The following is a 15935-nucleotide window of genomic DNA, read 5'->3' as shown; positions in this document are numbered from 1 at the left end:
AGGGCCTTTTTTCACGAAAATCACGAAAAGAATGGAAGTGGCCAAATGAATTTGTTTCAACAGAAAGTGACAGGGCTCAGGAAGGTCCTTGCAGAAAGCCATACAAAAGCGGTCCTCCTCACACAGCAAAAAAATGTATCATGGCTGACCGGGGGAGGAGTCATGTCAACCCGGCAACGGAAAGGGCAGTGGCCTCCATCCTGTTGACGGGCGAAGACGTCACCTTGTTTGTGAACAATATAGAGGGAAAGAGACTGATCGAGGAGGAGTTTGGCTCACATTTTTATGACGTTCGGGAGTTTCCCTGGTATGAGCCCCTTTCACTGGAAGGCTATACGACTGATCAGGAGCTGGAAGGAATCCTGCAGCCCCTGCGGACCACCGTCCTTCCTGATGAGAAGGTAGAGGTGAAGACATTCGGGAAAGAAACGGCGGCTGCCATCGAGAACGCGGCCTTCCACCTTACACGGGGGATGACAGAGTTCGAAGTGGCCGGACTCGTGGCGAAAGCCTGCTGGGAAAGGGGAATCGAACCGGTGGTGAACCTCGTGGCGGCAGATCGCCGGGTGTTTACGAGAAGGCATCCCCTGCCGACGGATGCAGTGATCGATGAGTACGTTCTTCTTGTCCTGTGCGGAAGGAGGAAGGGGCGGTTCATGTCTGTCTCGCGCCTGGTTCATTTTGGTAGTCCGGGCGAAGAGCTCACAAGGAGACATGAAGCCGTCGCCACCATTGATGCGCGCATAATCAATGCCACCCGTTCCGGTACTGATTACGCGCACCTTTTCAATGAAATGACGCAGGCGTACGAAGATACAGGATTTCCAGAAGAATGGACCTTTCATCATCAGGGGGGGTTGAGCGGTTTCGCCTCCCGAGAGCAGCTCCTTCTTCCCGGACTTTCGGCGAAATATGTGAAAAATGATCAGATTTATGCTTGGAACCCAAGTATTGCAGGAGTAAAATCAGAGGATACCATTCTAGTGGAAGATGAACCAAAGATTCTCACTTTCACGGGTGACTTTCCTGTGGAAACGGTTCAGCTGGATGGAGCACAACAAGAGCGGCCCGCCATCCTGGTGAGGCGCCGACTTTAGAAAGAAGGGGTAAAGTGGACCAATCCACACGATTCACCTATGGGAATCTTGCAGCATTCTTCATTCCGCTCGGCTTTTCGGCAAGCTTGACGTCCCTCACTCACATCATTATCAATGGTACGCTGAGCAGAGGGGAGAATGCGGCGTTTATCATTGCCTGTTACGCCGTGGCCCTTTCGCTATTCGGTATCGTAGAACGGCCGATCATCGTTTTCCGGCAGACGTGTTCGACCCTTGTGAAGGACCGTCCTGGATTTAAGAAATTAAATATGTTCATGCTTATTGTGATTGCCCTGCTTGCAGGATTCAGTCTGCTATTGGCTTATACCTCTGTAGGGGATTGGGTGTATGTGACCCTTTTTAATGCCGATCTCAATATGGTCTCGACCATTTCGGACACGTTTAAAGTAATCTTCCTTGTCATCATATTTTCCGGGATAAGAGGAATCTATCAGGGGATCATCATTAGTCAGCTTGAAACCAAGTGGCTTTCAATCATGGTCGTTGTTCGGCTGTTCCTCATGTTTTTAGCCGCCTATTTGTTTGTTGCCTTCGATTATGTAACGAGTATGGCGGGTGCCATGATCTTTCTCATCGGGATGATGGTGGAATGTGCCATCAGTGTTTGGAAGGGAAATGGTCTTTTGAAGACCTATTACCCCGCGAAAGGTCCGGGTCTGACCATTAAGGAAATCTCGCAATTCTATACGCCCCTTGTCTTCTATTTCGTCATTCAGACCTTTTTGATCCCGATTATTTATATCTTCCTTTCTCAGTCTCAAAATATTGAGATGAGTATCGCTTCCTTTGCCCTTGCCTATAGTATCGTGAACTTACTTTTGAGCTTTTTTATGTACACGCATCAGCTCGTTCTGCAGCTGTATGATAAGAACAAGAAAAAGGTGATCAGATTCTTCTCCTTTGTGAGCCTGTTGCCTTCTTTTCTTCTGATCATTCTCTGCTATACGCCGATTGGAGATGCTTTCATGAGGTCGGTGATGGGTGCGGATCCAGAACTATCCAAGACTACACTCTATGTCATGCAGTTCTTTCTCTTCAAAACGCTTGTTTTCCCTTGGGTGGACTTTTTGAATGGCTTCCTGATGCTGAAACGGTTGACGAAGCGGATGCTCATGGCTCAGGTGATGAATATCGTGGCTGCTGTTGTATGTCTCACTCTGCTTGTTTATACGGTTCCACAGTGGAATGGTATAAACGGGGCCATTGCGGTTTCAATCGGGGAATTGATCGGTCTTTTCGCTGTGATATATATTGTCCGTAAAGCATCAAGGGTGCTGGGCGAAGAGGCTGGTCTTAAGAAGGAAGCTTGAGGGCTTTCTTCTTTTTTGGGTTTTTGAAGGAGACCGTTCCTTTTCGCTTCCATGTACCCTTTGATTTTCAATAGGAATCGTGGTGGGGTGGACTGGTATTGAAATTCATCTCATTTAGAATGGACCGGTGAATTTTATTAGATATATAGTAGGTGTAGGCCTTGCCTCCCTCTGGGGAACACTAGAGTTCTTTTAAAAAAGGAAGAATTGAAAAAGAGATCGTTCCTTTACGCTACAGGCGCTTGCTTTCCAGCGGGGAGGGCGGTGAGCCTCCTCGTGCCTGCGGGGTCTCCCCGCACCTCCTTTTCCGCTTCAATGACCTCTTTGCTTCTGGATGAAAGGTTGATAGGGAACCCCCTTGTCAAACCCTTCTGAGTAGAACGCGCAACCCAGTCTAAGAACAACTTTTGTACAACCCGGTCATTTTAATCTAGCCCGTTTAGTATTCTCTAATTCAATATGAGAACTCTTCAACCAGGAACAAGTAAATCTCAACCCTACCTTCAGCATCAAGGAGTGTAGTGAAGCGGCCATCCGCAGCGAAACGAAACGTTCCCCATAGCATTGCACTCTGATCAAATGAGCAGATGAAATAGGAGAAATCAACACCAGTCTCTCATCTCCCAAATCAAAAAATTCCTAGTAAGATAGCAGATCCATCAAAAAAAAGTAAGCGTTCTCACAAACAGGTAGCGGTGATATAATAGACGGAAACGATCGGAGGAGCCGGGGCATGCAGATCAAACCTATATTCCGAAATCTGAAAATCCGCAACAAAATATTTGCAGTCTCCCTCCTCCTCCTCAGCATATTCGGCCTCCTGGGAATTATCAGCTACCAATTCTTTACCAGCATGTACGAAGACCGGATCTCGGAGGAGTCGGCTGCCATGCTCCAGCTTTCCTCCACCGTCCTCGACGAAGAACTGGCAGGCGTTGAAGATCTATCCTTCCAGGTCATCACGGACGACCAGGTCCAGAAAGATCTCCGCATCATCCAGGATAGCGACGTCAATATTGACATCTATCAGGCGAAAGTCCGCCTTCAGGAACGGCTCCTTTACTTTGCCACCTCAGAACCCTACATCGCCGCCATCCAGGTCATCGACAGTACAGGCTCAAAATACACGTACGGATTCAATACCAAGGTAGAACTTGATAAGAAAGAAATTCTCCCCATCGTCGCTGCCTCCAAAGGGTCCAATGTATGGTCGAAGAATAAAGAAGAGGAAAACATCATTTCCTCTGCGCGTCTCATCCGTTCAAAGGAGAATCTCGAGCTCAAGAAAATGGGCTATTTGATCATATCCGTTGATATGAACAAACTGATCGAGGAAGCCCTTAATTTTTCCCCGAACAAAAATTTCATCATCACCAATGGGGATGAGATCTTCTATCAGAATCCTGATAGTGAAATCGGGCCCATCCGAACGCCCGATGAGGAAAAAGGGAACGGGTATGAGAATGAGCGCGTCAATGGAAAAGATTATATGACCACCTATGTGCATTCGCGCTTTTCAGACCTCACCTATTATCATTTCCTTCCGTTCAGTGATATCACCCAGCAAAATGCCGTCGTGAAGAGTATCATGATCTTAACCTTCATCTCCATGTTCATCCTCTCCATCATCGTAAGCAGGAAGGCGGCAGAATTCATCTCGAAGCCACTCGAGAATTTGTCGAGGAATATGAAAGAAGTGCAATCGGGGAACTTTGAACACAGCCTTGAGCGGACAGAGACAGAAAATGAAGATGAGATCGGTCTCCTTCACTCCAACTTCCGCATCATGATCGATAAGATCAATGAGCTGATCAAGGAAAACTATACAAAGCAGCTTATGATCAAAGAAACCGAGTATAAGGCGCTGCAGGCGCAGATCAATCCCCATTTCCTCTACAACACCCTTGATTCCATCAACTGGATGGCGAGGATCAGCCAACAAAAGAAGATTTCCGTCATGGTGGAGGCCCTTGGTAATATGATGAGAAATATCATCAGTAAGAAAGAAGCCCTTGTGACCCTGAAGGATGAGATGGAAATCGTGAAGCATTACGTCACCATCCAGGAATATCGGTTTGAAAATCGATTGAAATTCTCATCCCACAGCTTATTGGATCTGGAGAGCCACTTGATCCCGAAGCTCAGTATCCAGCCAATCGTCGAAAATGCCATGGCCCATGGTCTCGAGGAGATGACCTCCCAGTGCGAAATCAATGTTTATATATATCCGAAGGGCAGGGAGATCGAGATCGTTGTCGAGGATAACGGTCCGGGGATGAGCGAGGAACGCATCCAGGCGATCTACAGGGGAGAGATCCACTCCAAAAGCTCAGGCATAGGACTGAAGAATATCATTGAACGGATCAAGCTCATGTTCGGTGAGGAATACGGGGTCAGGATCGAGTCGACCCGGGTGTCGGGACAAAAGTGAAGATCATCATACCTTATAGCGGAGGTGAAGGACATGTATAGCGTGTTGATTGCAGATGATGAGCTGAATATCCTGGAGGGGATCGCAGCCCTCGTGCGCTGGGGAGAGTGCGGAACGGAATTGACGTACAAGGCGCATAATGGGGTGATGGCCTACGAGTGGATCCGGGAAAACCCCGTCGATATCGTCATTACTGATATCAAGATGCCAGGGATGAACGGGGTGGAGCTCATCCAGAAGGTTCACGCCATCCATCCCCATATCCGGTTCATCGTCCTCTCGGGTTATGATGAGTTTGAATATGCAAAAGGGGTCATGGAGTATAACGTCAAGCATTATCTTCTGAAGCCGAGCAACGAAGAGAAGATAGAGGAGGCCCTTCAACAAATCGTAGAGGGGCTTGATGAAGAAAAGCAGAAGCAGGAGGTCTATCAGGAAATCCAGCAAAGTCTGCACAGGGTCCTTCCCATCGCCAAGGAACAGTTCCTCAAGGATTACCTGACAGGGAAGACCTATTGGCCGGAAGACTGGGAGCACTACGGGAAGCTCTTTGATCTCAGGGAAGAGACGTATCGGATCCTCGTCTTCCATCTTGATGATGACCATGACATCGATGAGCGCTTCGTATTGAAGGAAGCACTGACGAACGAGCTCTTGAAACACCACCGTATCATCCTTTCCACCATCACGGGAGAGCGCATCCTGCTCCTCATTGAAGGGGAAGCGGCGGGGGAAAGGGAACTCATCGAACATATCAAAGAATTCAGGAAAGAGTATACCTCCTATTATCGTAAAACGTTTACGACGGCCGTAAGTGAACCGAGCACACCGGAAAGACTGAAAGAAGCATACGGGGAAACCATCTCCTGCTTGTCCCAAAGCTTTTATCTGGGGAATAACAGTATCCTTACGACAAGGGATGTAAGGGATGTAAGGGATGAAGCGGTGAGCAACGATACCCTCCTTTTTGATCACGATGAGTTCCTCTATATGCTGAAAAGCGGAAACGTGGAAGAAGCCGAGTGCCATCTGAGACATTTTTTCATTGAGATAGAAGAGAAGCGCTATCATGTCAATGTGTTGAAATCCCACTGCATCGAGCTCTTCATGCTCATGATCCGTCAGTCTCAGAGGATGGATGATCTCCTCAAAGATGTGATGATCGTCAGCAACCTGGATTCCTTTGAAGAATTGAGGAGTTTCATCGAAAACGCAGCGCGAGACATTGCCGGCGAGCGGTTTCAGCGGAATAAGGTCTCGCAGAGCAGCATCATCCAGCGCATGATGGACTATGTGGATGAACATCTCTCGGATCCCGACCTCTCCCTTTCCCAGGTCTCCAACGACGTCCTGTATATGAATTCGGACTATATCGGCAAGCTCTTCAAGAAAGAACAAGGAGAGAAGTTTTCCAATTACCTTCTTAATAAAAGGATTCAAAAAGCCGTCGATCTCATGGAACGCAGCGGGGAAATCAAGGTCTTTGAAGTCGCAGAGGCGGTGGGATTCGGCAATAACCCGAGGTATTTCGGACAGGTGTTCAAGAAGTATGTCGGCGTCACACCAAAGGAGTACTTGAACAAGGAACAGGTTTGATTCGGTGAAGAAGGGGGTGATCCTTAATGGATCGCCTCCTTTTTATATGAAAATTACTTTGACACATAGAGTAATAAAACGTAAAATTACTCTATGAGATATACCAATGTAAAGGAGCTTCAGAACCCTTTACTGAACGGAGTGAACGATCATTCGAAGCGACAGTATCCGGGGTCATCTGGACTCCATCATCCTGCGTCTGATCTTTGAAGAGGATCAGTATGGATATGAAATTTCAAAGCAAATCAGCGAACGGACCGACGACCGCTTCCAGATCAAGGAGGCGACCCTTTATGCGGTCTTCCAGCGCCTCGAGAAAAAAGACCTCATAGAGTCCTATTTCGGGGATGTATCCCACGGAGGAAAACGGAAATATTACCGGATCACCACATTGGGCAGGGCCTATTTAAGGGAAGCGGCGGCAGAATGGAAGCAGACGAAAGAAATCATAGATGTGTTCATGGAGGGGTTAAATTGAGAAAGATCCAGCATCATGTAGAGGACTTGTTTGACGATGTGCCCTACAGTGAGAGAACAGAAGCATTGAAACTGGAAATCATCCAGAATCTTGAGGAAAAGGTCTATGACCTGATGGCAGAGGGCAAGGAAGAAGAAGATGCCATCAACAAAGCCATCGTCGATTTCGGCGATATCAAGGATCTGAAGCGTGAGCTCGGTGTAGGGGAGACCCTTCCCACAGCCAAAAAGGATATGACGAAGATCAACCTCGGCTTTTCCATTTGGGGAAGCACCCTGATCATCGCCCTCTTCGTGTTCATCAATTTCTACTATACCCCGAAGACCATCTGGTTCGTCTATCCGACATTTGCCATCCTGTGGTGGCCGCTCTCCATGTATTATTACAGATTGAGGAAAAAGGGTGGGCGTAAATGAAAAAGCAGCATATCGCGTTTGCCATCGGGGGAGGGGTTCTCATCGTCATCTTCCTGACGTTGACGAACATCTTTGTGCTCCGGCATCCCGACCTTACCTGGACCCTTTACCCGGCATACGCCATGATCCTTTGGCCGGTCTCTGTTTTTTTTACACGCAAAGGAAGGTACAAGGTGTTTTCGTACCTCGTCAGCTTCATCCTTGTCCTGTATCTGGTCATTGAGAATACCAGGACCACACCTCATTATCCGTGGGCCCTTTATGCCGTTTTCCCGATCATCGGCTGGTCGGTCTTTACCGTACTCGGCAGATGGGCAAGGACCTATGCAGCCTCGTGGATCGGAAGTGCCGTCGCCATCCTTTATTACGTCGGCCTCAACCTGTTCCTCGAGCCGGGTCATCCGTGGGCTGTCTACCCTGCCTTCGTCTTCCTATGGTGGCCGCTCTCCATGTACTATGCAAAAACCAAGAGGCACCTCGAATTCTCCATCATCGCCTCCATCTACATCAGTGCATTCTTCATCACCGTCAACACCATCACCACCCCCACGAAATCTGGGCCGTCTACCCCATCTTCGCCATCGCCTGGTGGCCGCTCAGCATGTACTTTTACTATTATAAGAGGAATGTTGAGTGACGGTTTGAATAGGTACGGTTTGCCAAGGTGACTTTATGAAATCCGAACAATCATTTATCATTCTTTGAGAGAATGGGATTGTTCGGATTTTTCATTTGTTTAAGAATGATATGTAAAGGACACCAGCTGTTGATTGGAGTGCAAGGCGTAGACTCCTTCGGGAAAGCGGAACAGGTGAGACCCCGCAGGAGCGTAAGCGACGAGGAGCATTCCTGTTATAAAAGATTATGAGGATAAAGCGGGATTTTAGCGATGTGCATAAAAAAAGCTCCCTTGGTACGATAGAGAGTGTCATGCGCATGACCTCGAATTAAGTACCGAAGGGAGACTTCAACTATGGATTTTACACAAAATGAACGACTCAATCAAATTAATGAACAGACTTTAATCATCGGCATTGATATCGCCAAGCATAAACACGTCGCCAGGGCTATTGATGATCGAGGAATCGACTTATCGAAGCGTCTGGTTTTTCCGAATTCGTTAGAAGGCTTCCAATTGTTACTAGAGTGGGCTCGACAATTAAGTGCGGACACATCCCGTCCGAACTTGATGTTGGGGATGGAGCCCACGGGACATTATTGGATGAATCTAGCTTACTTCTTGAAATCACAGGGCGAGCGCCCTGTGGTGGTAAATCCGATGAAGGTTAAGAAATCAAAAGAACTGGATGATGACTCGCCTACCAAAAATGATACTAAGGATGCGAAGGTCATCGCCCAAGTCATGAGGGCAGGGCGGTATCATGAGCCTACCTTGCCAGAAGGCATCTATGCCGAGTTACGTGAAGGCGTGAAACTCTTTGACATCATTCAAGAAGATCTCTCTTCCATCAAAGCACAGATCCATAACCTTCTGGATCGGTATTTCCCTGAATTCATGACGGTGTTTAAGAAGTGGAATGGAAAAATGGCGATGGCAATTCTGAAGTTAGGCTATCTTCCAACAGATATTCGACAGAAGACAGAAGAGGAACTTCTATACGACGTAAAGGCATTAGGGACCAAAAATGTAGGGGTGGCGCGTATGCGCCACTTAAAGAAAGCAGCTGACTCCAGTGTTGGAATGACCGTAGGTCTCCGAATGGCTCGTGAAGAGCTTCGCTATCTCGTTGATCAGTATGAGTCCTTAAACGAACGTCTGGACAACCTGAAAGAAGAACTTGAAGAACTGGTTCTCACGGTTCCTGGAGCAGATCTTATGATGGCGATCAATGGCGTGGGAGCGATGACCATTGTTGGTTTCTTTGCCGAGATTGGTGACTTATCAAATTACAAAGATCCACGACAGATTATTAAATTAGCAGGACTGAATTTGATGATGAACCAATCCGGCACACATCGAGGGAAAACGACCATTACTAAGCGTGGGCGACGAAGGTTGCGTTCGATTCTGTATCAAGTCGCCCGCCCTTTAACTTTTCATAATGACGCCTTTAAAGCCCTTCATCAGTATTATAAACACCGTCGAACGAATCCTCTTAAAGGGAAACAGTCTTTTGTCGCATTAGGACGTAAACTGATTAAGGTCTTATTTGTAATAGGCACACGAAAGTGTGCGTTTAGTGAGGAACATATGCTTCGCGATATCCCTCATATGAGAGACGGGCAGGCAGCTTAACATATGAGGTTCAGCAATCAATATCTCTTGGTTTTTTAATGGATTCTTAGGTGATCAAAAGAAGCACGGATAAGCCGGTCACTATTCCGAGCATTAGGGCATAGACCCACCCGAGGAGCATATCCGGCAACCACACATGGTCAGGTCGAACGAAGGAATTTACGCGCATAGACGCTGAGAGAAATGGGAGGGTCCACCGCCATGTCGTATGTGGAGATCCAATAGTGCGATCATAAGTTAGTACCTATTAATGGAAAAAAAGACGCCAAGTTTCTTCAAACACTCAGTGTGTTTCCATATATGTTTAAATATGGATGAATCTGTTTACTTGTACTATGTCGCCTCTTTTGAACCCAAACGAAAACCTGAGAAAAACCGAGGAATAATAAGAACTACTGAATTTTCATGAGGGAGGCTCACGGGCCGCCCGAGGAAAGCGGAGTCTTGCACGGAAATCAACAGCGGTATTAGAAATAGAAAACAAAGTCTGTTTTTTATACAAAGATATCTGAAAATTTTATTTAATCAATTTTCCTAATCCATTAAGATAAAACAAGACATAAGAAAACGCTTTCAATACAAAGGGAGGTTCAAAGGGATGAGATGGAAACCGAAAGTAATGAAAACCATGGCTCTTGGATTGGTGTTGACGACGTTCCTCGCAGGATGTTCGTCTTCAACAGGAAGTTCTTCAGACAGCAAGGACGGGAAGACGAAGGACGGCAAAGTAGAACTGAGGATGACTTGGTGGGGCTCTCAAAGCCGTCATGACCAGACACAGGAAATCATCAAGAAATTTGAAGAAGAAAACCCGGATATCAAGATCACATCTGAATTCACGGGCTTTGACGGATACTTCGAGAAAATGGCCGCTCAGGCAGCCGGGAACAATCTGCCTGATATCATGCAGCAGAACTTCGGGGAGTATCTCAATCAGTACGCCGATAAGAACCTTCTCGCAGACCTCTCTGAATATGTGGAAGACGGCACCATCAACGTCGATGGCGTAAGTGACATCATCATGGATTCTGGGAAGCAGGGAGATAAAATCCTTGGAATTCCGACGGGGACCAACGCCCTCACCGCTTTCTACAATGTCGACATGCTGAAGGAAGTCGGAGTGGAAAACCTGGACGGCAACTGGTCATGGGATGAATATGTGGATATTGCCACGAAAGTCCACGAAAAAACCGGTGAATTCGGAACCCGTCTTATGGAACCTAAGAATCTATTTGAATATTATTTGAGGGAAAAAGGCCAAAAGCTCTTCAATGAGGATGGAACGGCCCTTGGCTATAAGGATGATAAGCTGCTGAGCGATTACTTTGAACTGAACAAGAAGATGGTAGACGCAGGAGTGGCACCTGGTTACGACACGATCCAACAGATCAAAGGGGTGGAAGATGAGCTCATCGTCCACGGCAAAGCACCATTTGATTTCCGCTGGTCCAATCAGGCCACGGCCCTTGACAGTGCAAGCGAGCAGGAGCTTGCCATGACCCTTCTGCCGGGTGACAACAACAGGGAAGGGATGTTCCTGAAACCTGCCATGCTCTGGTCGGTCAGTGAAAACTCCAAGCATAAGGAAGAGGCAGCGCGCTTCATCGACTTCTTCACGAATAATATCGAAGTGTATGAAATCGGTGGTTCCGACCGTGGAGTGCCGATCAAAGAAGAGATCCGTAATGAAATGGCCAGTACGCTGAGCGATACGGATAAGAAAGTGTTCGATTATATCGAAATGGTGACCGATAACAGTTCGCCGATCGATTCCAACTATCCTCAACAGGCGTCAGAAGTACTCGGTGCCCTGCAGGAAGTGGATGAGCTCGTCATGTACGGTCAGCTGTCACCAAAAGACGGAGCGAAAGAATTCCGCAAGAAAGCTGAAAGCATTCTGGGCAGGTAAGCTTATCCCCATAGCATTTGTAACGGCCCGGAGAACCTGACCGGGCCGCCATTATTCCATCATATCGAAGAAAGGGGTGGACCTTCGTGCTGCCGAATAAATCAGATGATCCGATTCCGGTACTGAGAGAGACTGCCATTGATCCGAAGCCTATCACCGAATTGAAGCCCACCGGTCCGAAACGGAAGAAAAAATCCGACTATCAGAATGTGACAGGTTACTTGTTCATTTCTCCGTTCCTTCTTGGGTTCTTCCTATTGACCTTATACCCTATCCTCTATTCACTGTATCTATCATTTACAGACTATGATCTGATGAGTGAGCCGAACTGGATCGGCCTTGACAATTACGTACGGATGTTCACAGGGGATGAAACGTTCTGGCAATCGTTCAAAGTCACCCTCATGTACGCCGGCGTCGCCGTTCCGTTCCGCCTCATCTTCGCCCTCCTTGTGGCACTGGCCCTCAATAAGGTGGTCGAAATGGCCGGATTGTACCGGACCCTGCTCTATCTTCCATCCGTCGTCGGCGGAAGCATCGCGGTTTCCATCATGTGGAGGCAGCTATTCGGGAACGACGGGGCATTCAACTCCATCCTTGCCCTTCTCGGAATCCCGACCCATTCATGGCTGGGTGACCCGAAGACGGCAATCTGGACGCTGATCGTCCTGTACGGTTGGCAGTTCGGATCCTCCATGCTGATCTTCCTTGCAGGGCTGCGGAATATCCCGAAAACGTATTATGAAGCGTCAAGCGTGGACGGGGCTTCACCGATTAAGCAATTCTTCATCATCACCCTGCCGCTTCTGACACCGGTCATCCTGTTCAATATGATCATGCAGATCATCCAGGGCTTCATGGCCTTCACGCCGAGTTTCGTCGTCACCAACGGCGGTCCGGTTAACAGCACGCTCCTGTACGTCCTGTATATGTATAGAAGGGCATTCGAATACTTCGATATGGGCTATGCATCCGCCATGGCGTGGTTCATGCTCATCATCATCGCCGTCCTGACGGGTCTGATCTTCAAAACATCCAAGCACTGGGTTCACTATGAATCCGATAGCAAATAGGGAAGGAGGAAGCGCATATGCAGAATAAGAAACGCACGTTCAAAATCGTCCAGCACACGCTGTTGATTGTGTTCACCCTCATCATGATCTATCCCCTCGTCTGGATGGTCAGCAGCTCGTTGAAAGAGAGCTCCAGCGTTTTCGTCAACGCCTATTCATTGATACCTGATGAACTGCATTTCGAGAACTATATCACAGGTTGGGAAGGGTTCGCCGGTATCACCTTCAAGACCTTCTTCATCAACTCGGCCATCATTGCCGTCGTCGCCACGGTGGGGAGCATCATATCTTCCACGATCATTGCCTATGGATTTGCACGGATCAAGTTCAGGGGGAAGAGCATCTGGTTCATCTGTATGATGCTTACCATGATGCTGCCGTTCGAGATGGTCATGATCCCGCAGTATATCATGTTCAATAAATTCGGCTGGATCGATACGTATCTGCCGCTCATCCTCCCGACCTTCTTCGGGATCCCGTTCTTCATCTTCCTGATCATGCAGTTCATCCGGACCATTCCGGTGGAGCTTGATGAAGCAGCGAAGATCGACGGATGCAGCACGTTCGGGATCTTCTTCAGGGTCATCGTGCCACTTGTTGTACCGGCGATGATGACTTCGGCCATCTTCTCCTTCTATTGGAGATGGGATGATTTCATGGGTCCGCTCATTTACTTGTCCACCCCCGAGAAGTATCCGGTATCCCTTGCCTTGAAGCTATTCTCTGACCCGAACTCCGTCACGAACTGGGGAGCAATGTTCGCCATGTCGACGCTCAGTATCATTCCGATCTTCGTCATTTTCTTCTTCTTCCAACGCTACATCGTGGATGGAATCAGTACGAGCGGATTGAAAGGATAATGTGAAAAAACTTAAAACGGGAGTGAACGTGGAATGGAAACAGCACTCAATCGAAAGAATGAATTGACGTCACCGCTTGCATGGGGGAAAGCAGCCTGCGAATCCCTCATGTCAGCTTACAAGGCAAGTGAACTTCCGCCTGATGGAAGATGGCATTATCATCAGGGGGTGTTCCTGGTAAGCATGCTCCAACTCCGGGAAAAGATCGGGGGAGATGCGTTCTTTGATTATGTGAAGGAATATGTCGATCACAATATCGATGAGAACGGGAACTTCCTCTGGAGCCGCAGGGAACTGGACGCCATCCAAGCTGGCCTCCTTCTCTTCACCCTTGACCGGGAAACGGATGACCCGAGGTATAAGATCGCAGCTACGAAACTATTGAATATGTTCCCGACACTCAACCGCACGTCTGACGGGGGCTACTGGCATAAAGACCGCTACCCGTACCAAATGTGGCTGGACGGACTCTATATGGGCGGTGTGTTCGCTATGAACTATGGGAAGGAGTACGATGATCCATCCCTCCTCGAAATGGTCCTTGAACAGGAGCGTCTCATGAGGAAGCACACGCTTGATGAGAAGACCGGTCTTTACCATCATGCATGGGATGAACAAAAGGTGCAGCCTTGGGCGGATCCCGAAACGGGCCGATCGCCTGAATTCTGGGGAAGGGCCATCGGTTGGTACGGAATCACCTTTAATGAAATCCTCGATTTCCTCCCGGAAGGCCATCAGGCGACAGAAGAAATCTCAGGTGCCCTCAGGGATCTTTCCAAAAGTCTGATTTCCTATCAGCATCCTGAAAAGCATCTGTGGTATCAGGTGGTCGACAAGTCCGATGATCCGAAAAACTGGATCGAAACGTCCTGCTCGGCTCTTTTTATCTACACGATTGCAAGAGCCGTGAAATCAGGCGTCCTTGATGAAAGCTACAAAGAGTTTGCCATCAAAGGATACCGCGCCCTTGTGAAGCGGATGAAATTTGACGAGAACGGTCTCTTCATCATGCCGGAAATCTGCATTGGCACCGGGGTGGGGGACTACACACACTACGTGGAACGGCCGGTCATTGAAAATGATCTTCATGGCGTCGGATCTTTCGTGCTTTGCAGTCTTGAAATGCAGGATATCCTTCCAGAGCTATAGAATGGAATAATGAACAAAGGGGAGGAATGCATAATGAAGAAATATGCCGTTTGCGGCGTCAGTAACCGGGCAATCACCATGTTCATCCAGCCAATGCTGAACAACTTCACCCAGCAGGCAAGACTTGTAGCCTTGCTGGATAAAGATCCGAAGCGGTTTGCCGTATGTAAACAGGACCATCCGTCCACCCAGGGAGTACCTGAGTATAAGGAAGATGAGTTCGAACGGATGGTGGAAGAAACGAGACCTGACGTCATCATTGTCGCAGGCCGCGATGACACTCATATCACGTATATTGAGAAAGCGCTTAATCACGATCTTGATGTAATTTCAGAAAAGCCGATGACCACAAACGCCGCCGACAGCCGCAGGGTAATGGAGGCGGAGAAAAAGAGCAAGGGAAAGGTCACAGTCACCTTTAATTACCGGTACAGCCCGTATCACACCAAGATCAAGGAGACTATCCTGTCCGGGAAGCTCGGGCGGATCACGTCCGTCGACTTGAATTGGTATATCGATACGTATCACGGATCGAGTTATTTCCAACGCTGGAACCGTAACCGGGATCATTCCGGGGGACTGTCCATCCACAAGTCAAGTCACCACTTCGACCTCATCAACTGGTGGCTCGACCAGAAACCGGTGGAAGTCTTTGCGTACGGAGATCTGAACTACTACGGGAATGAGAGTGAATACAATCCTGACCAGGTCGACGGGCGTCACTGCCATACCTGCGAGGTGAAGCGGGATTGCTCCTACTATTCCAGATGGAACTCCAGGAGCAACAGCATCACGGTAGAAGACGACCACATCACTTCTGACGAGAAGCGAAAGGAAACGTATACCGGATACCGTCCCGATCAATGTATCTTCGATTCGGAGATTGCCATTGAAGATACGTATACCGCCACCGTCAAGTATGACAGGGGAAGCCTTTTAAGCTATTCCATCAATTTCTCCCTGCCATACGAAGGATATCGACTGGCCATCAACGGAACAAAGGGCCGTCTGGAAACGACGGAATTCCATGCCCCGTCCAGGGTGCCCTTCCCCGTTCCGGAACAGACCATCGACTATTTCCCGCTCTTCGGATCGAAGGAAGTGATCCATGTCGTGAAGAATCAGGGCGGCCACGGCGGAGGAGATCCCCTGATCCAGGAAGATCTTTTCCTCGGGGAAGATCCGCTCCGCCCGTATAAGATCCTATCTGGAAGTGAGGACGGTGCCTATGCGGTCATGACGGGTGAGGCAGTATGGAGATCCGTCAAGGAGCACCGTCCCGTCACGATTGAAGAACTGATGAAGAAAGAACCGATGCACCAATAATGGAACGGAAAA

General features: G+C 48.3%; 13 protein-coding genes. All 13 read left to right on the top strand.

Translation table 11 applies throughout. The annotated features are described in order from the left end of the window. Positions 1-140 precede the first annotated feature (140 nt). The 13 genes from D5E69_RS20995 to D5E69_RS20935 all read left to right on the top strand — a co-directional run bounded on the left by D5E69_RS20995 (position 141) and on the right by D5E69_RS20935 (position 15923). A complete protein-coding gene (locus D5E69_RS20995) occupies positions 141-1097 on the top strand; it encodes a M24 family metallopeptidase (protein ID WP_159130215.1) in 957 nt (318 codons plus the stop codon). Between the two features lie 14 nt (positions 1098-1111). Further along, positions 1112-2428 carry a multi antimicrobial extrusion protein MatE gene (locus D5E69_RS20990; RefSeq protein WP_159130214.1) on the top strand — a complete coding sequence of 439 codons (1317 nt, stop codon included), beginning with the start codon at positions 1112-1114 and terminating at the stop codon, positions 2426-2428. Positions 2429-3161: 733 nt separating this feature from the next. Then, complete coding sequence (locus D5E69_RS20985; RefSeq protein WP_159130213.1) at positions 3162-4859, top strand: sensor histidine kinase; 1698 nt, start codon at positions 3162-3164, stop codon at positions 4857-4859. Between the two features lie 33 nt (positions 4860-4892). Next, on the top strand, positions 4893-6455 hold the full coding sequence (locus D5E69_RS20980; protein ID WP_249931626.1) for a response regulator: 1563 nt from the start codon (positions 4893-4895) through the stop codon (positions 6453-6455). A gap of 148 nt (positions 6456-6603) precedes the next feature. Then, positions 6604-6933: a PadR family transcriptional regulator gene (locus D5E69_RS20975; RefSeq protein ID WP_053429650.1), complete on the top strand. Its 330-nt coding sequence runs from the start codon at positions 6604-6606 to the stop codon at positions 6931-6933. After that, positions 6930-7349, top strand: coding sequence for a permease prefix domain 1-containing protein (locus tag D5E69_RS20970; RefSeq protein ID WP_048014163.1), 420 nt, complete (start codon positions 6930-6932; stop codon positions 7347-7349). Before D5E69_RS20975 ends, D5E69_RS20970 begins: the two co-directional genes overlap by 4 nt. After that, complete coding sequence (locus D5E69_RS20965) at positions 7346-8017, top strand: hypothetical protein (protein ID WP_159130211.1); 672 nt, start codon at positions 7346-7348, stop codon at positions 8015-8017. Before D5E69_RS20970 ends, D5E69_RS20965 begins: the two co-directional genes overlap by 4 nt. A gap of 305 nt (positions 8018-8322) precedes the next feature. Beyond that, a complete protein-coding gene (locus D5E69_RS20960; RefSeq protein WP_048007797.1) occupies positions 8323-9606 on the top strand; it encodes an IS110 family RNA-guided transposase in 1284 nt (427 codons plus the stop codon). Between the two features lie 598 nt (positions 9607-10204). Beyond that, positions 10205-11515, top strand: a complete 1311-nt coding sequence (locus D5E69_RS20955) for an ABC transporter substrate-binding protein (RefSeq protein ID WP_053072105.1) — start codon at positions 10205-10207, stop codon at positions 11513-11515. Positions 11516-11667: 152 nt separating this feature from the next. Then, positions 11668-12588: a carbohydrate ABC transporter permease gene (locus D5E69_RS20950; RefSeq protein WP_142245814.1), complete on the top strand. Its 921-nt coding sequence runs from the start codon at positions 11668-11670 to the stop codon at positions 12586-12588. A 17-nt stretch (positions 12589-12605) separates the two neighbouring features. Beyond that, positions 12606-13448, top strand: a complete 843-nt coding sequence (locus D5E69_RS20945; RefSeq protein ID WP_048004850.1) for a carbohydrate ABC transporter permease — start codon at positions 12606-12608, stop codon at positions 13446-13448. A gap of 33 nt (positions 13449-13481) precedes the next feature. Then, on the top strand, positions 13482-14597 hold the full coding sequence (locus D5E69_RS20940) for a glycoside hydrolase family 88/105 protein (protein WP_063191972.1): 1116 nt from the start codon (positions 13482-13484) through the stop codon (positions 14595-14597). 33 nt (positions 14598-14630) lie between these two features. Continuing rightward, complete coding sequence (locus D5E69_RS20935; protein WP_063191971.1) at positions 14631-15923, top strand: Gfo/Idh/MocA family protein; 1293 nt, start codon at positions 14631-14633, stop codon at positions 15921-15923. The last annotated feature ends 12 nt before the right edge of the window (positions 15924-15935 follow it).

Source organism: Rossellomorea marisflavi (assembly GCF_009806575.1).
GTDB classification, from domain to species: domain Bacteria; phylum Bacillota; class Bacilli; order Bacillales; family Bacillaceae_B; genus Rossellomorea; species Rossellomorea marisflavi_A.
This window is presented reverse-complemented; position numbering and strand designations above follow the sequence as displayed.